Here is a 20,267-nt window from a genome sequence, read left to right as displayed (position 1 = left end):
CAAGAATTTTGTCGCCCCGAGTCCCGTCGACCGGACCGGAGCCCGGGTCGACGGCGGGCCCGGCACGACGACCCGACAGGTGTGTCCGGGCGGACACCGCCGCGGGTGCGCCGGGGTCGGTCGTCGGCCGACGGGGCACGATGGTCGGATGCGTGTCCGTCCGATCTCACCCGACCGGCTCGTCGCCGAGCTGACCGAACGGCTCCTCACGGTCGCGTCCGGGCCGACCGTCGACGGGGCCACGCCGCCGGCCCACCTGCGGGTCGCGGTGGACGGTCCCCCCGCCGCCGCCCCGGACGGGCTCGCCGCCGCGCTGGTCGACCCGCTGCGCGCCGGGGGCCGCCCGGCGTTGCACCTGCGCGCGGGGGACTTCCTGCGGCCCGCCTCCGTCCGCTTCGAGTTCGGCCGGACCAACCCCGACGCCTACTACGAGGGCTGGATCGACGAGGCCGGCCTGCGCCGGGAGGTGCTCGACCCGGCAGGTCCCGGCGGTACCGGACGGGTGCTGCCCTCACTGTGGGACGCCGAGACCGACCGGGCCAGCCGGGCGGCCTACCAGGAGCTGTCACCCGGCACGGTGCTGCTGGTCAGCGGGGCGCTCCTGCTCGGCGGGGGACTGCCGTTCGACGTCGCCGTGCACCTGGTGCTCTCGCCGGCCGCGCTGGCCCGGCGTACCGATCCGGCGCAGCGGTGGACCCTGCCCGCCTTCGCCAGGTACGCCGACGAGGTCGCCCCGCAGTCCTTCGCCGACGTGGTCGTGCGCGTCGACGACCCCCGGCACCCGGCCCTGGTGCAACGGACCGACGGGGCCGGCTGAAGCCGCCGTGCCGGCGGGACCCGCACCGGGCCGGCGGGACGGGCCGGTGGGAGGGCCCGGTACGCCCGCCACGACGGTGACGGAACCGGTGGTTTGACGGGACGTGCCGGTGGGTAATCGCCGGACTCACACGGCACGGATGATCTCACCGTGCCCGCCGAGCCCGGAGCGTGCCCTCAGGTCGCGCCGGTCCCAGGAAAGGCAGGCAGCGATGCTCGTCCACGACACCGTCGGTACCGCCCGCACCACGGCGGAGGCCGACCAGATCCGGGCGTCCCTGCGGGCCCGCTACGACGAGCTGTCCGCGGAGTACGAGCAGGCGGTCGCGCAGAGCCAGGTGCTGCGGCTGGTGGAGGTCGGTGACACCGCCGGCGACGACCAGGCCGACAGCGGCACCAAGACCGCCGAGCGGGACACCGCCCAGTCCCTGCTGCGCACCATCCTCGACCGACGGGCCCAGTTCGAGCACGCGCTGACCCGGCTGGACGAGGGCACCTACGGCTTCTGTGAGGGCTGCACCGCGCCCATCCCGGTGGAGCGGCTGGAGATCTTCCCGTCCGCCACCTCCTGCGTCGGCTGCAAGCAGACCCGGGAGCGGCGGGCCGCCTGACCCGGCAGCCGACCGGCCACCACGCCCAACCCGCACCGCTGATCGACTCCGGGGAGTCGGTGTAGCGGCATCCCCGCGTGGCGATGCCGCCACATCGGCCCGGTGACCAGGCGGCCGTACCTCACCCCGGCCGGGTGAGGGCGGCTCACCCGACTGACGGGCAGCCTCGACGGTGCCGGCCGCGCCCGCGGCCGGAGCATGCCCCGGTCAGGTCGACGGCCCGACGGGGCAGCGGTCGCACAGACCGCGCACGGGTACGGAGGTGACCGAGATGACGGCACGGGTGGTGGCGGATCCCCGACGTGGCGCGGTGCTGCACGTCGTCGGCACGGGTGGCGGCACCCGCCGACCGGAGCGGCCCGGACGGTTCGGCAGCCCGGCCCGGCAGGGGCGGGGCCCGGCGGGCCCACCCCGACGCGCCGACGACAGGCGTCGGGGCGGCGAGCCGAAGGACGGGGGGTGACCCGATGGCCGAGCAGCTGATGTCGGCGATCGAGTCCTCGGTGGACAAGACCAACCTGATCCTCAAGGACATCGAGGACGCGTACGGGTGGCCCCGGGCGCAGCGCAACCAGTCGTACGCCGCGCTGCGCACCGTGCTGCACCTGCTGCGCGACCGGATGACGGTGCAGGAGTGCGCGGAGTTCTCCGCCCAGCTCCCGGTGCTGGTCCGGGGCATCTACTTCGACGGGTGGCGGCCGGAGGACGTACCGGTGAAACTCAACCGGGACGACTTCCTCTACGAGGTCCGGCAGGGCTTCCCCTACGACGTCCAGGGCGGCCCCGAGCGGGTGGCCCGGGTGGTGCTGGACGCCCTGCGCCGGCACGTCACCCAGGGGGAGTGGCAGGACGTGAAGGCCGGCATGCCCCGTGACCTGCAACGGCTGATTCCCTGACCCGACCGGCCCTGGACCGCCGAGCCCGTGCGGTCCAGGGCCGGCGATCGGTCCCGCGCGTCGGACGGGCCGTCTACGGTGTGGTTAGAGAAGATCGTGTGGGGGGTACCACCCGCGTACGACAGACCCCGCCCTGCGGCGGGGCGGCACACCCGAGGGAGCACCCATGGCACTGAACGATGACGACATGCAGACCACCAGCGGCGGCGGCCTGGAGGGTCCGGCCGATGGTGGCGCGACCCCGGGTCAGCACGACGGTGGTGCGGACGGCAGCGCGGAGGGTCCGGCCGACGGCGGGGCGACGCCCGGTCAGCACGACGGTGGCGCCGACGGCAGCGCGGAGGGTCCGGCCGACGGCGGGGCGACCCCGGGTCAGCACGACGGTGGTGCGGACGGCAGCGCGGAGGGTCCGGCCGACGGCGGGGCGACGCCCGGTCAGCACGACGGTGGCGCCGACGGCAGCGCCCGCTGACCGACATCCATGACGACCATCGACCCGCCGGGCGGCCACGGCCGCCCGGCGGTCCCGTCGGCCGCGACGCGGGCGCTGGAGCGCTGCGTCAGCGTCGAACCGGCCAAGTTCGCCGCCGCCCACTGGGGCCGCGCGCCGCTGTTGTCGCGGGCCGCCGAGCTGCCCAACCCCGACGGGTTCACCGATCTGCTCAGCCCGGCCGACGCCGACGAGCTGCTCAGCCGGCGGGGTCTGCGTACCCCGTTCCTGCGGGTGGCCCGGGACGGCCAGCTGGTGCCGGCGGCCCGGTTCACCGGCGGCGGCGGCGCGGGCGCGGAGATCGGCGACCAGATCCTCGACGAACGTGTCCTGGAGCTGTACGCCGGCGGCGCGACGCTGGTGTTGCAGGGGCTGCACCGGCTCTGGCCCGCCCTGATCGACTTCGCCCGTGACCTGGGCACCGCGCTGACCCAGCCGTTGCAGGTCAACGCCTACCTCACCCCACCGGGCAACCAGGGGTTCGCCACCCACTACGACACCCACGACGTGTTCGTGCTCCAGGTCGACGGCCGCAAGCACTGGCGGATCCACCCGCCGGTGCTGATCGACCCGCTGGAGAAGCAGCCCTGGGGCGGCCGGGCCGACGAGGTGTCCGCCACCGCCGACGGGCCGGCGGCGCTGGACGTGGTCCTCGAACCGGGCGACGCCCTCTATCTGCCGCGCGGCTGGCTGCACAGCGCCCAGGCACAGGAGACCAGCTCGCTGCACCTGACCGTCGGCATCCGCGCGTTGACCCGGTACGCCCTGGTCGAGGAGCTGCTGGCGCTGGCCGCCGAGGACCCCCGGCTGCGGGCCGGGCTGCCGTTCGGCACCGACGTGGCCGACCCGGACGCCATCGAACCGGAGCTGACCGAGACGGTGGAGGCGTTGCGCGACTGGCTGCTGCGGGCCGACCCGGCTGCGGTGGCCGCCCGGCTGCGGGGTCGGTCCTGGCCGGCCGCCCGCCCGGCCCCGATCCGGCCGTTGGCACAGGCCGCCGCGCTCACCGCGCTGACCGCCGACAGCCGGATCGCCCCCCGGCCGGGGTTGCGCTGGCAGCTCACCCCGACCGCCGACGCCCGGGTGGCGCTGCGGTTGGTGGACCGCACCGTCACCCTGCCCGACCAGTGCGGGCCGGCGCTGCACGCCCTGCTCGGCTCCACCGGGCTGCGGGTGGGCGACCTGCCCGGCCTGGACGACGACGCGGACCGGCTGGTGCTGGCCCGCCGGCTGCTGCGCGAGGCGGTCGCCGTACCGGCGTGATTCGCTGTCGCCGTAGCGGCGTGAGCCGCTGTGGCGGTGCCGGCCTGAGCCGCTGTGGCGGTACCGGCGTGAGTCAGGCTGACCGTCCCGGGTGACGCCTGGGACGGTCAGCGGGCCGAAACGAGCAGCAGCACCGTGGTCAGCACCCCGGCGGCCAACACGATCGCCAGCGGGCGGGGGCCGAGCAGCGCGTGCCGGCGGTCCGCCAACCGCTTCGCCGGGGCCAGCCCGGCCACCGGACCGAGCAACGTCACCACCAGCGCCAGCACCGGCATGCCCACCGCCAGGTCACCGCCGTAGCGTTGGCCCATCGCGCGGGCGGCGGCCCCCAGGGCGTACGCGACGACCGCGCCGGCCACCCCGCAGAGCGCGAGCAGCGGGTTCACCGACCCCGGCAGCTCACCGCGTTGGCCGGTCCGGTCCAGCAACTCGCGGACCCCGCGCAACAGCGGCACCGGGTCGCCGGTGACGTCCCGGGCGGGCCCCGGCGGGTCGCCGGTCCGCCTGGTGCCCAGCCGGGACCGCAGCTCGGCCCAGAGGTGCCCGACCTCGGCGTCGACCCGCTCCAGCATCGAGCGGGCGTCGACGACCTCCTGCTCGGCGTCGTGGAGCTGGGCGGTGGCCTGCGCGACGGCACGCTCGGCGGCGGCCCGCTGCTGGTCGTGCCAGGCCTGCGCCTCGGCCCGCTGGGCGGCCACCCGGCCGGTCAGCTCGGCGAGCCGGCGCACGTGCGTGGCGTAGGTGTCACTGGGGACCGGTTGGTTCATCGGGACGGTCCATAAGGGATGATCACCTGTCCGGTGCGGTGCACCGCCCGGTCGAAGAACAGCCCCCGCCACGGACGCGGGTACCAGTCCGGCCCGCCGGAACCGGGATAGAGCGCCGAGCCCAGCTCGCCGCCCTGCACGTCCAGGGCCACCCACGCGCCGATCTGGTCGGTGCGGGCGGCCGGCCCGCCCAGGTCGGCCCGCATCCGGGCCACCCCCCGCCACCAGGCCAACACGTGGGTACGCCGTTCCGGCCCGTCGTGCAGGATGCGGCGCAGCCGGTCCAGGCCGGTCGATCCGGGCGAGCCGGTGGCCAGCGCCCCGGCCGCCGCGTCGACGGCGAACAGCAGCAGGTAGTGCGGGGTGCCCGGGGTGCCGGGGCGGGTCAGCGCGGTGGCCGTCTCGGCCATCAGCTCGGCGACGGTCTCCTCGTCGTACCAGGCGGCGTCGTCGGCGAGGTCCTCGTAGAGGGCGCGGGCGGCCGGGTCGGCGTCCGGGTCGAGGCAGGCGATGGAGAACCGGGCGGTGCCGGGGCGGTGTTGCCGGGCCAGCGACCGGGCGGCGGCGTCGAGCACCGCGCACGCCTCGTCGACCCGGGTGCCGAGGACCGCGAGGTTACGGCCGGGCGCCCGGGGCAGCCGCAGCGCCGCCGACCGGGACTGCACGTCGATGATCTCCCCGAGCACGGCGACCGGGCCGCGCGGCGCGGCGTCGCCCGGCGGCGGGGTGAGGGCCCGGAAGTCGGGGGCCTCGGTGAGGCGGGGGATGGCGTCACCGTCGAACAGCCGTGCCGGGGCGGCGTCGGCGGGCCGCATCCGCCACAGCCGGTGCTGCAACTCGCTCCACGTCTCCCAGTCGCTGGCCGACGGGATGCGGGCCACCTCGTTGCCCTCGGTCAGGCCCGACTCGGCGTTGACCACCGCGTGGTAGCGGGGCAGCGCCTGCGCGGCGTCGTTGCGTTCGGCCAGGATGCGCAGCGCCTTGGGCAGCGCGATGCGCAGGGTGAACTGGGCGACCAGCGCGGGCCGGCCCCACAGCGCCTCGATGCCCCGGACGTCCTGCGAGGCGAGCACCAGGTGGATGCCCTGCGAGCGGCCCCGCCGGGCGAGATCCTCCAGCAGGTCGGCGGCCTCCCGGGCCACCACGTCCCGGCCGGCGAGCAGCGCCTGGAACTCGTCGACCACCGCGACGATCCGGGGCCAGTGCCCGGCCGGGTCCACCGCCCGCAGCTCGGACAGCTTGGTGACCTCGTGCTTCTTGGCCGCGTCGGCCCGCCGGCGCAGCTCCTCGGCGAGGAACCGCAGCAGCGCCAGGCCGAACTCCCGGTCGGTGTTGACGTTGATGCCGACCAGCCGCATGTGCGGCAGCCAGCTCGGGTCGCGCCGGCCCTGGGCGAACCGGGCGAAGGACACCCCCTCCTTGAAGTCGAGCAGATAGAACTCCAGCTCGGCGGGGGAGTAGCGGGCGGCCAGCGCGCCGATCCAGGCGAAGATGAGGTTGGTCTTGCCGGTGCCCGACGGCCCGCCGATCAGCGCGTGCGGGGGATAGTCGCCGAGGGTCAGCAGCACCGGCCGGCCATGTGGGCCCTCGCCGATCGGCGCGGTCAGCCCGTGGGCCGAGTCCTCCTTCCACATCTGCTCCGGCGGGGGGAGCAGGTCGGTGAAGGGCGTCGGCGGCGGGCCGGCGTTGACCCGGGCGGCGATCTCGCGGCAGGTCTCGGTGACCAGGGTGGCCGGCGGGGGCGGGTCGAGGCGTACCGGGGGGCCGGGCGGGGTGCCGATCCGGGTGCCGTCCGGGTCGGTGCGGATCCGGGTCAGGCCGGGGTCGTCGGGCAGGTCGATGCCGTGTGCCACCAGGTGCACCCCGCAGGCCGCGCCGGTGCGGACCACCCGGTCGAGTTGGCCGCGTTCGTGCCGGGACAGCTCGTCCCCGCCGAGCAGCACCGCCACCCGCCACGGCTCGGGCCGCCGTCCGGTGGCCGCGGCCAGGGCCCGCAGTGAGCCGTACTCACCGGCCAGCACCGTCTCGTTGATCCGGCGGATCTGTTCGACCAGGTCGTCGAGGAGCCGGGCCAGCCCGCCCGGCCCGACGAAGGTCAGCAGTCCGGCGGTGCCGAGCGGGGCGAAGCCGGCGAGCCCGCCGCCCAGGTGTTCGGGGTCGTAGCCGTAGAGCCGGACCGTGCCCGGGTCGGTCCGGCCGACCCCGCGCAGCAGCAGCGCCGACACCACCGCCTCGGCGCCCTCCCGGTCGTCGCCGTGCAGCTGCACGTGTCCGGCGTCGAGCAGCGGCACCAGCGCCGGGACCGGTTCGGCGTCGGCGACCCGCAGGGTGCCGACCCGCAGCGGGCCGGGGCTCTCGTCGCGACCCGCCGGGGTGACCTGCCAGTGGGACCAGGGGGCGCTGGCCGCACCGGGGGCCTCCCGGCGGGCCGCCTCGGCGGCCCGGTGGGCGAGTTCGGCGAGCCGCGCGGCGTGCCGTCTGTCGATCTCGGCCAGCCGCCTGTCGCGTTCGACGCCCACCTTTTCCGGGACTCCGGCGGCGGCCCGCCGGACCCGGGCGAGCCGGTCCCGGGCGGCGGTCAGCTCCGACTCAGCCGTGGCGACCCGGGTACGGGTGACGCCGAGCGCCTCGGAGAGCATTCCGCGTACCCGCGTCGCCAGTTGGGCCCGCAGATCAGCCACGGGGGCCGCCGTCCGCCCACGGGCTCCTCGGCCGGTGGGTGGCCGGCCCGGCGGGCGGGGGAGTCGGCTCGGGCCGACGCGGCGGGGGCGGCTCGGGCCGACGCGGCTCGGTGCGCCGGTCGGCGGGTGGGCGGCGCGGCGACCGGTCGGGTTCCGGTGCCCGCTGCGGCACCTGCTCCCGCTGCGGGTCACGGTCCTCGCGGGGCAGGTCACGGCCGAGCCGGGCCAGCAGCACACCGGTCAGCACCCCGGCGGTGACCGCCGGGTCGGCGGCGTGCGGCTGCTCCTGCCCGTCCTCGCCCCGGCGGGGTGGGGGCATCCGGCAGACCCGGGTGAGCAGGGTGTGCAGCACCGGTGGCGGCAGGCCGGGCAGCAGGTCGCGGACCCGGCCGTCCAGTTCCCGGCGCAGCCGGGGCAGGTCGTCGGCGCGGGGCGGATGCCCGAGCAGCTCCCCGGCGAGGTCGCGCAGCAGCGGCGGGGCGATCGCGGCCAGCCCGAGGCCGACGTCGGCGTGCGCGGCACGCAGCTCCCGGTGCAGCCGGTCCCGGTCGCCGGAGCGGATGCCGGCGACGACCCGGTGCAGCAGTTCCCGGGAGTCGGCGACCCGCTCGTCCGGCTGCTGCTCGGGCGGACCCTCCCGGCCGCCGGTCAGCTCGGCGACCCGGACCGCCCACCAGCGCTTGACGGTGGGGTCCTCGTCGGAGTCCGGTGCCGGGGCGGCCGGCGGTGCGGTGGTGTCGCCCCGGGGCCCGTCGTGGCGGGGCGCGGGACCGTCGGCACGGGCCGGGGGCGGGCCGTCGGGGGCCAGCCCGATGGCGGCCAGGTAGCCGGAGAGCTGTTCCTGGGCGACCCGCAGGGCGTGTCCGGCCGACTCGGCGTGTTCGGTGGCGGCGGCGAGTTCCGGCACCCCCATCGGGTTGGTCGACTCCTGGCGTACCCAACGCAGCCGCTCGGTGGCCTGGCCGAACTTCTCCAGGGCCAGGGCGAGCTGGGCCAGGGGGAAATCCTCGGCGGCGGCCCGTACCTGGGCTCCGACGTCCTCGACGATCGACACGACGCCCCGCTACAGCGACGACACGTAGAGCTGCGCCTGTTCCACCGCGACGAGCGTCGCGGCGAGACATTCCTCCAGCTCCTGGCCGGCCTGGGTGAGGGAGGCCTGGGCGGCCTCGACGGTCTCGTGCCCGCTGCCCTCCAGCGCCCCGGCGAGGGTCTGCTGCGCCTCGGCGAGTTTCTCCCCGGCGGCCTGGACGGCGCTCTGCCCGTCACCGATCTGTTGGAGGGCGATGTCGATCGCGGCCTTCAGCTCGGCGACGCTCGCCACGGGTGACCTCCAGGGGGCGGGGAGATCTCCATTACAACGTATCCCCGACGGGGAGAGAACATCCGCCCTGGCGGTGTTGCCGCCCTGTTGTCCGTTTACCGCCCTGACGTGCGCGAAGCCGTCGACCCGGTCCCGGTAGCGGGACACCGAATCCCGTCGACGGGACCGCCCCGGCGGGGTGCCGCGCCGCCCACCCACGCGGCAGACGGGGGTCAGGAGGGCAGCCAGCGCGGGCCGTACACCTCGGCACCCAACTCGCCCACCCGGCCGCGCAGCTCCCGGTCGGCGGTGACCACCAGCCGTCGCCGGTCCGCCGACTCGCGGACCAGGTCGACGATGGTGTCGTCGCCGGAACCGGGGGCCGCGACGGTGCGTACCCCGGCCACGCCCGGCACGTCGCGGGCCGCGCCCTCCACCACCAGCACCACCTCGACGGGCGCCGGCAGCTCCGGGGGTACGCCGGTGTCGGCCACCGGGACCAGCCGGTCGCGCAGCCGGGCCGCCGCACCGGCCCGGTCGTGCCACCAGCCGTCCGGCCGGGAACCGACCACGTTCGCACCGTCGACGATCAGCAGCGGATGGGTGTCCATGCCCCCACCCTGCCACCTGTCGGCGTTTGTCGGGGCGACCGTCGGGTAGCCACCGGCGATCGTGTCGCGCCTGCGTGCCGCCCTCGGCGGCCCGGCCGCGCCCGAGGAGCGGAGGACAGACATGATGGGACCCGGTGACTTCGGCTCCGACCCGTGGGACGAGTTCCTGGCCCGGTACTTCGGCCGGGGTGAGGGCGGACGCCGGCCGGCCCATCGGGTCGACATCACCCGGCTGATGACCGCCGACGCCCGGGAGATGCTGGCCGACGCCGCCCGGCGGGCCGCCCAGAAGCACAGCACCGACCTGGACACCGACCACCTGCTCTGGGCGGCGTTGCAACGCGAGCCGCTGCGCGACCTGGTACGCCGGGCCGGCGCCGACCCGGACACCCTGGTCAACGCGCTCGGCGGCCGGGCCGACGGCGCCCCCCGCGGCGAGGTGCCACCGAACCTCTCGCTCACCCCGGCGGCGAAACGGGCGTTGCTCGACGCCCACCAGCTCTCCCGGGCGATGGGGGCGAACTACATCGGACCCGAGCACATCCTGATGGCGTTGCCGCTCAACCCCGAGTCGCCCGCCGGTCGGATGCTCGCCGCCGGCCGGATCCAGCCCGAGTCGTTGCAGGCGGCCGGGGCCGAACGCGGACCGATGGCCGGCCCGAAACCGGACCGGGGCACGCCCACCCTCGACCAGTACGGCCAGGACCTCACCGACCTGGCCCGCAACGACCAGATCGACCCGGTGATCGGCCGCGCCGACGAGATCGAACAGGCGGTCGAGATCCTGTCCCGGCGCACCAAGAACAACCCGGTGCTCATCGGCGAGGCCGGCGTCGGCAAGACCGCCATCGTGGAGGGCCTGGCCGAGCGGATCTGCGACGGCGACGTGCCGCAGACGCTGCTCGGCAAGCGGGTCGTCCAACTCGACCTGGCCGGCCTGGTCGCCGGCACCCGCTACCGGGGCGACTTCGAGGAGCGGCTCAAGAAGGTGATCGACGAGATCCGGGCCCACCGGGACGAGCTGATCATCTTCCTGGACGAGATCCACACCCTGGTCGGCGCGGGCGGTGCCGGCAGCGAGGGCGGCATGGACGCGTCCAACATGCTCAAGCCGGCCCTGGCCCGGGGTGAGCTGCGGGTGATCGGGGCGACCACGCTGGACGAGTACCGGCGCAGCATCGAGAAGGACGCCGCCCTGGCCCGCCGGTTCCAGCCGGTGCTGGTGCCCGAGCCCGGCGTCGAGGACACCGTGGCCATCCTGCGCGGCCTGCGGGACCGCTATGAGGCCCACCACCAGGTCCGGTTCACCGACGAGGCGCTGGTCGCCGCCGCCGAACTGTCCGACCGGTACGTCACCGACCGGTTCCTGCCGGACAAGGCGATCGACCTGATCGACCAGGCCGGCGCGCGGGTCCGGCTGCGCACCCGCACCCCCGCCTCCGACGTGCGGGAACTGGAACAGCAACTGGAGGACGTCCGCCGGGACAAGGAACAGGCGGTCGCCGACGAGCAGTACGAGAAGGCGTCCGCGCTGCGCGACCGGATCGCCGAGCTGGAGGCGCAGATCGGCCGGGCCCGGGGCGACGGCGGGGACACCCAGGTCCCCTCGGTCGGCACCACCGAGATCGCCGAGGTGGTCTCCCGGTCCACCGGCATCCCGATCAGCCAGCTCACCGAGGAGGAACGGGACCGGTTGCTGCGCCTGGAGGGGCAGCTGCACCAGAAGGTGGTCGGCCAGGACGACGCGGTCAGCGCCATCGCCGAGGCGGTCCGCCGCTCCCGTACCGGGCTGGCCGACCCGAACCGGCCGATGGGCAGCTTCCTGTTCCTCGGACCGACCGGCGTCGGCAAGACCGAACTGGCCCGCGCCCTGGCCGAGGCGCTGTTCGGTGAGGCCGACCGGATGGTCCGGGTGGACATGAGCGAATTCCAGGAACGGCACACGGTGGCCCGGCTGGTCGGCGCGCCCCCCGGCTACGTCGGCTACGAGGAGGCCGGCCAGCTCACCGAGGCGGTCCGCCGCCGCCCGTACGCGGTGGTGCTGCTCGACGAGATCGAGAAGGCCCACCCGGACGTGTTCAACATCCTGCTCCAGGTGCTCGACGACGGCCGGCTCACCGACAGCCAGGGCCGTACGGTCAACTTCAAGAACACCGTGCTGATCATGACGAGCAACCTGGGCTCGGAGCTGATCACCGGCGCCCAGCGTACGGTCGGGTTCGGGGTCGGCGCGCAGGGCGACCAGCAGGAGGCCGACGAGCTGCGGGAGCGGCTGATGCGCCGGCTCCAGGAGAACTTCCGCCCGGAGTTCCTCAACCGGATCGACGAGACGATCATCTTCCAGCGGCTGGAGGCCGAGCAGCTGCGCCAGATCACCGGGCTGCTGCTGGAGGAGACCCGCCGCCGGCTGCACGCCCAGGACATCCAGGTCGAGGTCACCCCGGCCGGCACCGACTGGCTGGCCGAGCACGGCTACCAGCCGGAGTTCGGGGCCCGCCCGCTGCGCCGGGTGATCCAACGGGAGGTGGACAACCGGCTGTCCCGGATGCTGCTGGAGAACCAGCTCTCCCCGGGCCAGCGGGTCACCGTCGACGCGCGTGACGGCGCGCTCGCCTTCGACGTGTCGGCCGGCGACCGCGACCACACCCCCGCCAGCACCACGCATCCGCGATGACCGGAGTGCCGCGATGAGCCTCAGTGCCGTGATGACCGGAGGGCCGCGATGACCGAACCCGAGCAGGCTGAGGAGTACGCCGAGCAGACCCCACCCATCCTCGCGCCCCCGACGGCGAACCCGGCCCGGGTCCAGGTGCCGCCGGAGGGCCCGGGGCAGTGGACCGACGACGGGGACCCGGCACCACCCGGACCACCGCAGGAGGAGGCGTGATGGCACGTGAGCAGCGACTCGACCCGGAGGTCGAGCTGATCTGGGAGGACTTCCACGCCGAGGTGAACGTCCCCTCCGAGCAGCTGCGGCAGTGGCTGCTGACCCGGGGGTCGGGCGAGCAGGCGTTCGGCCCCGACCCGGACCTCGACCTGCCCGAGCCCGGCCGGCAGATCCTGGCCGTGCTGCGCAAGCGCAAGGTCGACCTCACCCCGGCCGACGTCGCGGTGATGCGGGCGGCGATCGACCGCATCCGGGTGCTGGTGGACGAGAGGCCCGGCGACGGCAACGCCGACGACGAGTGGCGGCACGCCCTGCTCGACCTGGGCCACGACGTCCTCGTCGAACGCTGACCCGCCGACCGGACCTGGGACGCCGTCCCGGGCACCCGGGACGCCGTCCCGGGTGCCCGGCGCGTCGGTGGGGTTACTCGGCCTCCAGGCTGGGCAGTTGCAGGCCCGCGGCGTCGGCGGCGTCCTGCCGCTCGGCGCGGGTCTGCTCCTCCCGGGTGAGCAGCGTCGCGTACTCGGTGATGTCGGCCGGGTCGGGCACCTCGGGCAGCCGGCGCAGGAACGCCTCGACGTCGCGGGCGGCGGCGGTGTGCGCGCTGGCCGCCCGACGCAGCAGCTCCCGCTGGTCGGCGGCCGGATAGAGATCGGTCATGCAGGGCTGATACCCGCCGTCACGCCGTTCGCACCCGTGGGACCGGGCGGGCCGTGCCGGCGTCCCGGGCCCCGAACTCGGGATGCCGCAGCAGCCAGGCCAGGTAGTCCGGGTGCGCGGCCAGCGAGTCGGTGTACGCGGCGACCGCGTCGTCCAGCACCGCCTCGGCGACCCGGGCCGCCGGGGACTCCGGGTGCCAGCCGAGCAGCAGCCGCCAGCGCAGCGGGGTGCCGGCCAGCCGCCGGGTCACCAACCCGGCGACCGGACGGAAAGTGGCCTGGCACAACGCCACCGCCTCCCCGGCGTCGACCAGGTCCATGCAGCCGCGCACGTCGGTCTCGTACACCTTGCGGGGGGTGAAACCGGCGCGGGCGCAGGCGGCGGCGAAGCAGTCGCCGAAGCAGCCGTCGCCCGGCGCGGCCACCCACTGCTCGTGGCGCAGCTCGGCCAGGCCGACCTCGTCGCGGTCGGCCAACGGGTGGGCGGACGGCAACAGCACCAGCACCGGATCGACCGCCACCTCCCGCCAGGCCAGCCCGAACTCCGCAGGTGGGGCGGCGTCGCCGCAGACGCCGGTCAGCGCGAAGTCGAGCCGGCCACCGGCGACCAGGGCGGCCAGCTCGTCGGCCGACCACGACGCGTACGTGGTGATCTGCGCATGCGGCTGCTCGGCGGCGAGCCGGTGCACCAGCCGGCCCAGGATCGGGCTGTTCACCCCGCCGAACCGGTACCGGCCGAGGGCGTCGTCGGCCCCCGCCAGCCGGGCCGCCTCGTCCTGGAGGCCCTTCATCGCCGGCAGCAGCACCCGGGCCCGGGACAGCACCAGCTCGCCCAGGGCGGTCGGCCGGGCACCCCGCCTGTCGCGTTCGAACAGCGGACCGCCCAGCGCCCGCTCGATGCGTTGAAGCTGGGCGGTCAGGGCCGGCTGGGCCAGGCCGAGGGTGGACGCGGCCTTCGTCACGCTGCCCGTCTCGGCGATAGCGCAGACCACCCGGAGGTGACGCAGCTCCAGATTCATATGGTGACGGTATGGCCACATGTCGATAGACGGAAGGCCCCGGACCGAACCGGGCCGGTGAACCTGACGGATCGGGGCCGGTCGATCACTCTCGCGGACGACGGTTCAGGTCGGCCAGCTGGGTACGCCGACCGGTCACCACGTCGCGCAGCTTGTCCACCACTCCGACGGCCGGTTCGACGATCCGGTTCCACGGCGGCGTGGCCGGGGTGCCCGGATGCGGCCGGGTCGGCGCCGCCTCCTCGGCGATCTCCCACCGGTTGCCCAGCCGGATCAACTCCGCGTCGGAGGCCACCTCGCGCAGCGGGGTGACCAGCTCGGCCACCGCGGCGACGTGCCGCCGGATCCGGGCGGCGACGTCGGCCAGCGTCGGGTCGTCCGGCCCGGCGAGGGCCTTCAGCGCGGTCAGCAGCGCCGCGTCCGCCGCGATCTCCCGCTGCACCCGGGCGGTGGCGTCGGGCAGCGCCGCGCGCACCGTGGGCAGCAGGTACTGCTCCTCGGCCGACAGGTGCCGCGACACCATGGCGGTGAGCACCTGGAGCACCTCGCGCCGCCGACCGGGGGCCACCGCGACGTCGGTGACCTCGTCGACCAGGGCGAGCAGCTGCCGGTGTTCGGTGTCGGCGAGGTCGGCCATGCTGCGCCCACCGGGACGGTAGGCGTCGTCGGCGGACGGCGGCAGCGGAGGCAGGGGAACGGCGGACATGACGTCCTCCTCGGCGGGGGTCGGCGGGGGTCGCCGGCCGGTGCGACGGGCGGAACGGGGACGCCAGCGCCGGTACCCGTACCCGGTGATCGGCAAACCGGGACGACGTCCGCGCCGCGTGCGGCCCCGCCGTCCGGCGGGTGGTCCGAGGTGGCCGCCGCCGGGGCGGCCGGGCCGTTCGCGGCCGGGGCGGCGACTGGTAGAAAGAGGCGATGACGAGCGATGCCGCCTCCGCCGCGCCCGACCCCACCGTCGAGGTCGTCGACCTCTGCCGTGACCTGCTGCGCATCGACACCACCAACACCGGCGACAACGACACCAGCGCGGGCGAGCGCCGGGCCGCCGAGTACGTCGCGGAGAAGCTCGCCGAGGTCGGCGTGACCGCCGAGATCCACGAGTCCGCGCCGGGCCGGGCCAACCTGATCGCCCGGATCCCCGGCGTCGACCCCGGCCGCGACGCCCTGCTCGTGCACGGCCACCTGGACGTGGTGCCCGCCGACCCCGACGAGTGGTCGGTGCACCCGTTCTCCGGGGAGGTCCGCGACGGCTACCTGTGGGGCCGGGGCGCGATCGACATGAAGGACTTCGACGCGATGGTGCTGGCGGTGGTACGGCACTGGCAGCGCACCGGCGTCCGCCCGCCCCGCGACATCGTGCTGGCCTACACCGCCGACGAGGAGGCGGGCAGCGACTACGGTGCGCACTTCCTCGTCCAGCAGCACCGGGACCTCTTCGACGGCTGCACCGAGGCGGTCGGCGAGGTCGGCGGCTTCTCCTACTCGATCAGCGACGCCCAGCGGCTCTACCTGATCGAGACGGCCGAGAAGGGGCTGGACTGGGTGCGGCTGCACGCCAAGGGCCGCCCCGGGCACGGCTCGTTCGTCCACGACGACAATGCGGTCACCGCGCTGGCCGAGGCGGTGGCCCGGGTCGGGCGGCACCGGTTCCCGCTGACCGTCACCCCGACCGTCCGGGCGTTCCTGACCGAGCTGTCCGACGTGCTCGGCGTCGCGCTGGACCCGGACGACCCGGAGACCGCCATCGCCAAGCTCGGCCCGATCGCCAACATCATCGGCGCGACCGTCCGCAGCACCGCCAACCCGACCCGGCTGGCCGCCGGCTACAAGGACAACGTCATCCCCGGCCGGGCCACCGCCACCATCGACTGCCGTAGCCTGCCCGGCCAGTCCGAGCTGCTGGAACGGCAGCTGCGCGAGCTGGTCGGCCCGGACATCGAGATCGAGTACATCCAGCGCCAGCCCGCCCTGGAGACGACCTTCGACGGCGACCTGGTCGACGCGATGTCGGCGGCGTTGCGGGCCGAGGACCCGGGGGCCCGGCCGGTGCCGTACATGCTCTCCGGCGGCACCGACGCCAAGGCGTTCGCGCAGCTCGGCATGCGCTGCTTCGGGTTCGCCCCGCTGCGGCTGCCGGCGGACCTCAACTTCTCGGCGTTGTTCCACGGCATCGACGAGCGGGTACCGGTGGACGGACTACAGTTCGGCGTGCGGGTGCTCGACCGGTTCCTCCGCAACTGCTGACCGCACCGGTGCCGCACCTTCCCCCATGTCTCGAAGGGACAGCCTCATGACCGACCAGCACGGTGAGCTGGACGCCGCCCTGGAGCGCGTGATCGACGCGGCCCGCGCCCACCTGACGGCCGTGCGGGCCGCGCAGGGGCGGATCGACGACGACGACGTGTGGCAGGCGTACGTGGCGTTGAACAACGCCTCCTTCGCCTACGACGAGCAGCTGCTCGACGCGTTCGGCGAGGTCACGCCCTGGGACGTCGAGTCGATCGACCCGGACGAGGCCGACGAGCGGTTCGGCGGGGCGGCCGGGGACGCCGCGGCCACCGACCCGCACCCGCAGGTCATCTCGGTACGCCAGCGCCGCGACTACCGGGTACCCAGCGTGTCGGCGCTGCTGCGGGTCGCCGAGGTGGCCCGCCGCGAGGGCACCCCCGAGGACGCCGAGCCGGCGCCGGTCGAGGGGGTCGGCGAGGCGGTGTTGGAGCTGTTGCAGAGCGGCGACGGATCGCTGTCCGCCCTGGACGTGCCGGAGCTGGAGCCGCTGGACGGGGTGGTGATGGTCAGCGAGGTCGGCACCCCGGTCGACCTGGAGTCGTTCGACGACGACGACCCGGTGGGCCCGTTCACCCCGGCCGCCGACGACCGGCTGGTGGGCCGGCTCGACGAGCACCCGTTCCTCGACGAGGACGACCACGACCACGCCGGGCACCAGCACTAGGCGCCGGCCGGGGTCGCCCGGCGGCGGCACCGGGGTCGCCCGGCGCACGCCGGCCGGCGGCCCCGGGCCGGCCGGGTGCCGGTCGTCGCCGCCCGCAGGGGCAGCGGAGTCGCCGCCCGCAGGTCAGTAGGACAGGCCCGGTTGGGGTTGGTTGACCCGGCGGCGGCGCAGCACCACCTTGCGGGTGCCGTCCCGGAACAGCTGCACCCGGGCCAACTCCCACCCGGAGAACTCCGCCTGGATCGCCAGCTGCGCCGCGGCGGTCAACCGGTCGACATTCGGCGGCAACCGCAGCGGCGCGTATTCGTAGTCCATGGTCCCTATGCTGCCCAGCCCGGCGGCCCCGCGCCACCCTTTGACCGGTGCGCCGCGCCACCCGCCGCCATCGGTCACACCGCCGCGCAGTCCGTCGCCCCGTGCCGCCAGGAGTGGTCGTAGCGGCCGGCGAGCCGTTCGACGAACTCCTCGACCGCCCGCTCGTCGAAGGAGTCCAGCCGGTCCAGCCGCTGCCACGCGGTCAACCCGATGCCGTGGCCCAGCGCCGGATAGGGGGCCACCACCACGTCCCGGGGATGGCGGCGGCCGAGCCGCTCCAGCTTCTCGACGTCGCCGGCCGGGACGTCCGGGGCGTACTGCACCAGCACGTGCCCGTGTTCCAGGGCGTGCACCTGGAGCTCCTCCGGCACCGGGTCCCGGTAGACGCCGGGTACGACGACCCGGGGCGAGTGCGGCCCCGACGTGGGCGGCAGCGTCCGGTACGGTTCGTGCGGCGCCCCCTCGTACGCGATGTGCCGGTCGCCCTCGAACGGTTGCGCCGTGCCGGGCAGCCGGTCGCAGGGCAGCGCGGTGTCCCCGCCGACCAGGTTGACCAGCACCCCCACCCCGAGGCTGGACATGGTCGCCACACTGAGCACGGTGACCACCACACTGACCACCGGCCCGAGCCATCTGCGTTTCACGTGGCCAACTTCCCGGCGCGGTAACGATTACGGACGACCACCCCGAGCGGAAGCAGCACGTTCAGCGAGGCGAATGCGGCCAATGCAATTCCCTCCCACCAGTAGACGCTGCCGAACGGCGCTCCGGTCAACACCCCGGCGGCCCACCCGAGTGTCACTTTCGCCCCCGGTAGCAGAAAATGGACGGCGAACCAGACCATCCAGATGACTCCGGCGACATACAACAATCGGTACCAGCGGGACACCCGCAGATCCCGGGCGTGCGCGTCGCGCAGCACGGTGCGTTCGGCCGGGGTCAGCCGACGAATCCATTTCTTGAGGCTGAGCCGGGTCACCTCGTGCAGATTGCGGCAGCCGGTCGCCGTGGCCATCACCAGGTACATGTCGGTACGCAGGTACGCGAGCGTCTGGAAGGCCAGCTTGACGGCCTGGCTGAACACCACCATGGCGAGGAACCGCACCATTCCCGGCGGCAACTCCAGCCAACCCCGCGACCAGGCGAACCGTGGCGCGACGGCGGCGAACAGCAGGATCCCGTCGATGGCCATGCCGGCGAGGAAGGGGCCGTAGCGGCGTTCCGGCGGCAGCGCCCAGAGCCCGGTCAGGTCGGTCTCCAGCACCGGGAAGATCCCCCGGCGTTCCAACCGCAGTTGCGACCGGACGCCGACGGCCGCCCCGGCGAACGCGTGCCACGCCTCGTGCACCACCGTGAGCAGGGCCACCGTGACGTTGGTGATCAGCAGGCTGAGCACCACGTCCGGGAAGATGAAGGTGTCCTCGTAGGTCGGCAGCAGCGACGGTTCGGCGACGAACATCGCCAGCGTGGCGACCAGCGCGCCGACGTACACCGTCCAGGCCACCCGGCCGAACAGCGGCCGGACCAGCCGGGCCGGGATGCGCGACACCGACCAGGGTCGGGCCTGCGCCGGTGGCGGCCCCTCGTCGGACTGCGGGCGGATGATGCCCGCCTCGACGAGCACCTCGACGAAGTCCAGCGCGTCGACCGGTTCACCGGTCTCGCGTTCCACCTCGTCGGCGGCCTCGGCGACGGTCCGGCCGGCCGCGAACAGCGCCACCAGCCGCGCCCCCACCTCCGGCACCACCACGAAGTTTCCGCTGGCCAGGTCGCCGACGACGTACTCGTCCTCCTCCTCCTGGCGGACCACCAGGTGCGCCACGGGTGGGCGGCTGTCCAACCCGAGCACGCTCACCGCTCCTCCTGGACCCAGCCGCAGGTGTCGCACTTCGCGCCGGGCCGGGGATCGACCACGTAGTGGTAGGTCAGGTCGGTCAGGCTCAGGTGGAACATCCGGCCCCGGGTGGTCGTCGGGATGCCGGCGAGGTGGTAGACGGCGTCGAGGGCGGCCAGGTGCCCGGTGAGGTTGGCGGTGGGGGCGATCACCGCGTGCCCGGTGAACCCGAACAGTTCCTCCGGCTCGCTGCCGTACTCCTCGCGCAGCCGGTCGGTGACGCTCGGCAGGCACGCCTCGCAGCAGGTCTGACCGGGCACGAAGAGGCCGATCACCGCCATCGGGCCGGCGTACTGGGCGAGCATCCAGGCCGTGCCGGTGGCCAGGGCGGCCCGGTTGGTCCACTCCCGGATGGCGTGCCGGGGCTGGTCGGCGCAGAGCACCAGCAGGTCGCGGTCGCGCATCAACGCCGCCACGTCCGCCGTCGAGTCGACCCGGGCCTCCTCGCCGGTCACCGTGACGTGGGAGTTCATCCGGCGCAGCCGGGCCACCGCGGTGGCCACCTTGGCGGCGCCGATGTCGTCCTCGGTGTAGAGCAGTTGCCGGGTCAGGTTGCCCGCCTCGACCACGTCGAAGTCGACGCAGTGCACCGTGCCGACCCCGGCGGCCACCAGCGAGGCGGCCACCGCCGACCCGGAGCCGCCGAGCCCCAGCACCACCACCCGGGCGGCCTTGAGCCGGGCCTGCACCTCGTAGCGGGAGCTGCGCGGGGTGAGATCCACCCAGGCGTGGTAGGTGAACGCCCGGTCGTACCTGTCGACCTCGGCGGGGCTCAGCTCGGGCGGCGGCGGAGCGGCGGCGTCCTCGACGTACCCGGCGTCGATGATCGTCTGCATCGCGTCGGTCGCGTCCTCGGCGGCCATCTCGGGGCGTGCGGCGAGCAACGCGGCGACGACCTCGGCCCGGGTCCGGGTGCCGTCCATCAGGCGGAGCAGCTCCCAGAGGCTGCCGTCCTCGTCGTCGATCTCCGCGCCGATCCCCAGCTGCCGACCACCGATGTTGATCAGGGTCGGGTGGAGCCGTACCGGCTTGTGGATGCCCTTGATCCGGGGCCGCTGCATCGGGCGAAGACCTCCTGGACGATGGACGGCCGGGGCGC

At 74.8% G+C, this 20,267-nt stretch carries 23 protein-coding genes; 11 read left to right on the top strand and 12 right to left on the bottom strand.

Features of this window, described 5'->3' with window-relative positions; all coding sequences use genetic code 11:
* The first annotated feature begins 148 nt into the window (after positions 1 to 148).
* The 6 genes from ACWCHM_RS13905 to ACWCHM_RS13880 all read left to right on the top strand — a co-directional run bounded on the left by ACWCHM_RS13905 (position 149) and on the right by ACWCHM_RS13880 (position 4,076).
* Positions 149 to 817, top strand: coding sequence for a uridine kinase (locus ACWCHM_RS13905; RefSeq protein WP_454222675.1), 669 nt, complete (start codon positions 149 to 151; stop codon positions 815 to 817).
* 211 nt (positions 818 to 1,028) lie between these two features.
* Positions 1,029 to 1,427 (top strand): TraR/DksA family transcriptional regulator, encoded by a 399-nt coding sequence (locus ACWCHM_RS13900; protein WP_088647439.1) that lies wholly within the window; start codon positions 1,029 to 1,031, stop codon positions 1,425 to 1,427.
* A gap of 271 nt (positions 1,428 to 1,698) precedes the next feature.
* Entirely contained in the window at positions 1,699 to 1,890 is a 192-nt protein-coding gene (locus ACWCHM_RS13895) for a hypothetical protein (RefSeq protein ID WP_281898105.1), read from the top strand.
* A 4-nt stretch (positions 1,891 to 1,894) separates the two neighbouring features.
* Positions 1,895 to 2,323: a DUF2267 domain-containing protein gene (locus ACWCHM_RS13890; RefSeq protein WP_204960274.1), complete on the top strand. Its 429-nt coding sequence runs from the start codon at positions 1,895 to 1,897 to the stop codon at positions 2,321 to 2,323.
* A gap of 166 nt (positions 2,324 to 2,489) precedes the next feature.
* The gene (locus ACWCHM_RS13885) at positions 2,490 to 2,795 is read left to right on the top strand and encodes a hypothetical protein (protein WP_145920322.1); all 306 of its coding nucleotides are present in this window, start codon (positions 2,490 to 2,492) and stop codon (positions 2,793 to 2,795) included.
* 9 nt (positions 2,796 to 2,804) lie between these two features.
* Positions 2,805 to 4,076, top strand: coding sequence for a cupin domain-containing protein (locus ACWCHM_RS13880; RefSeq protein WP_454222674.1), 1,272 nt, complete (start codon positions 2,805 to 2,807; stop codon positions 4,074 to 4,076).
* Positions 4,077 to 4,183: 107 nt separating this feature from the next.
* Here ACWCHM_RS13880 and ACWCHM_RS13875 read toward each other — a convergent pair whose 3' ends face one another.
* From ACWCHM_RS13875 to ACWCHM_RS13855, 5 genes are all read right to left on the bottom strand, one after another.
* Positions 4,184 to 4,843: a hypothetical protein gene (locus tag ACWCHM_RS13875; RefSeq protein ID WP_454222673.1), complete on the bottom strand. Its 660-nt coding sequence runs from the start codon at positions 4,841 to 4,843 to the stop codon at positions 4,184 to 4,186.
* On the bottom strand, positions 4,840 to 7,524 hold the full coding sequence (locus ACWCHM_RS13870; protein ID WP_454222672.1) for an FtsK/SpoIIIE domain-containing protein: 2,685 nt from the start codon (positions 7,522 to 7,524) through the stop codon (positions 4,840 to 4,842). Before ACWCHM_RS13870 ends, ACWCHM_RS13875 begins: the two co-directional genes overlap by 4 nt.
* The gene (locus tag ACWCHM_RS13865) at positions 7,517 to 8,578 is read right to left on the bottom strand and encodes a hypothetical protein (protein ID WP_454222671.1); all 1,062 of its coding nucleotides are present in this window, start codon (positions 8,576 to 8,578) and stop codon (positions 7,517 to 7,519) included. Before ACWCHM_RS13865 ends, ACWCHM_RS13870 begins: the two co-directional genes overlap by 8 nt.
* Positions 8,579 to 8,587: 9 nt before the next feature.
* Positions 8,588 to 8,848 (bottom strand): hypothetical protein, encoded by a 261-nt coding sequence (locus tag ACWCHM_RS13860; protein ID WP_088646224.1) that lies wholly within the window; start codon positions 8,846 to 8,848, stop codon positions 8,588 to 8,590.
* 212 nt (positions 8,849 to 9,060) lie between these two features.
* Positions 9,061 to 9,438, bottom strand: a complete 378-nt coding sequence (locus tag ACWCHM_RS13855) for a hypothetical protein (RefSeq protein WP_204924512.1) — start codon at positions 9,436 to 9,438, stop codon at positions 9,061 to 9,063.
* A gap of 121 nt (positions 9,439 to 9,559) precedes the next feature.
* On the opposite strand from ACWCHM_RS13855, the gene ACWCHM_RS13850 reads away from it, so the two are divergent.
* The 3 genes from ACWCHM_RS13850 to ACWCHM_RS13840 are packed head-to-tail and all read left to right on the top strand — an operon-like array spanning position 9,560 to position 12,675.
* The gene (locus ACWCHM_RS13850; protein ID WP_204960269.1) at positions 9,560 to 12,112 is read left to right on the top strand and encodes an ATP-dependent Clp protease ATP-binding subunit; all 2,553 of its coding nucleotides are present in this window, start codon (positions 9,560 to 9,562) and stop codon (positions 12,110 to 12,112) included.
* 48 nt (positions 12,113 to 12,160) lie between these two features.
* Positions 12,161 to 12,325: a hypothetical protein gene (locus tag ACWCHM_RS13845; RefSeq protein ID WP_204960268.1), complete on the top strand. Its 165-nt coding sequence runs from the start codon at positions 12,161 to 12,163 to the stop codon at positions 12,323 to 12,325.
* Positions 12,325 to 12,675 carry a DUF3140 domain-containing protein gene (locus tag ACWCHM_RS13840; RefSeq protein ID WP_454222670.1) on the top strand — a complete coding sequence of 117 codons (351 nt, stop codon included), beginning with the start codon at positions 12,325 to 12,327 and terminating at the stop codon, positions 12,673 to 12,675. The genes ACWCHM_RS13845 and ACWCHM_RS13840 overlap by 1 nt, the downstream gene beginning before the upstream one ends.
* A gap of 73 nt (positions 12,676 to 12,748) precedes the next feature.
* Here ACWCHM_RS13840 and ACWCHM_RS13835 read toward each other — a convergent pair whose 3' ends face one another.
* The 3 genes from ACWCHM_RS13835 to ACWCHM_RS13825 form a co-directional block, all read right to left on the bottom strand.
* A complete protein-coding gene (locus ACWCHM_RS13835) occupies positions 12,749 to 12,985 on the bottom strand; it encodes a hypothetical protein (protein WP_204960266.1) in 237 nt (78 codons plus the stop codon).
* Positions 12,986 to 13,004: 19 nt separating this feature from the next.
* The gene (locus ACWCHM_RS13830; RefSeq protein WP_204960265.1) at positions 13,005 to 14,003 is read right to left on the bottom strand and encodes a LysR family transcriptional regulator; all 999 of its coding nucleotides are present in this window, start codon (positions 14,001 to 14,003) and stop codon (positions 13,005 to 13,007) included.
* 85 nt (positions 14,004 to 14,088) lie between these two features.
* Positions 14,089 to 14,709, bottom strand: a complete 621-nt coding sequence (locus ACWCHM_RS13825) for a hemerythrin domain-containing protein (RefSeq protein WP_454222668.1) — start codon at positions 14,707 to 14,709, stop codon at positions 14,089 to 14,091.
* 212 nt (positions 14,710 to 14,921) lie between these two features.
* Between ACWCHM_RS13825 and ACWCHM_RS13820 the strand changes: the two genes are divergently transcribed.
* Positions 14,922 to 16,250, top strand: a complete 1,329-nt coding sequence (locus ACWCHM_RS13820) for a M20/M25/M40 family metallo-hydrolase (RefSeq protein WP_204960263.1) — start codon at positions 14,922 to 14,924, stop codon at positions 16,248 to 16,250.
* A gap of 46 nt (positions 16,251 to 16,296) precedes the next feature.
* Positions 16,297 to 16,959: a hypothetical protein gene (locus ACWCHM_RS13815; protein ID WP_281898087.1), complete on the top strand. Its 663-nt coding sequence runs from the start codon at positions 16,297 to 16,299 to the stop codon at positions 16,957 to 16,959.
* Positions 16,960 to 17,082: 123 nt separating this feature from the next.
* On the opposite strand, the gene ACWCHM_RS13810 is transcribed toward ACWCHM_RS13815, so the two are convergent.
* The 4 genes from ACWCHM_RS13810 to ACWCHM_RS13795 form a co-directional block, all read right to left on the bottom strand.
* Positions 17,083 to 17,274 carry a DUF5703 family protein gene (locus tag ACWCHM_RS13810; protein WP_088646215.1) on the bottom strand — a complete coding sequence of 64 codons (192 nt, stop codon included), beginning with the start codon at positions 17,272 to 17,274 and terminating at the stop codon, positions 17,083 to 17,085.
* Positions 17,275 to 17,348: 74 nt separating this feature from the next.
* Positions 17,349 to 17,918, bottom strand: a complete 570-nt coding sequence (locus ACWCHM_RS13805) for a DUF3105 domain-containing protein (RefSeq protein WP_204960261.1) — start codon at positions 17,916 to 17,918, stop codon at positions 17,349 to 17,351.
* Positions 17,915 to 19,129, bottom strand: a complete 1,215-nt coding sequence (locus ACWCHM_RS13800) for a PqqD family protein (protein ID WP_204960260.1) — start codon at positions 19,127 to 19,129, stop codon at positions 17,915 to 17,917. Before ACWCHM_RS13800 ends, ACWCHM_RS13805 begins: the two co-directional genes overlap by 4 nt.
* Entirely contained in the window at positions 19,126 to 20,229 is a 1,104-nt protein-coding gene (locus tag ACWCHM_RS13795) for a HesA/MoeB/ThiF family protein (protein WP_454222666.1), read from the bottom strand. Before ACWCHM_RS13795 ends, ACWCHM_RS13800 begins: the two co-directional genes overlap by 4 nt.
* Between the last annotated feature and the right edge of the window lie 38 nt (positions 20,230 to 20,267).

The sequence above is a fragment of the Micromonospora sp. SCSIO 07396 genome (assembly GCF_053667945.1).
This window is presented reverse-complemented; position numbering and strand designations above follow the sequence as displayed.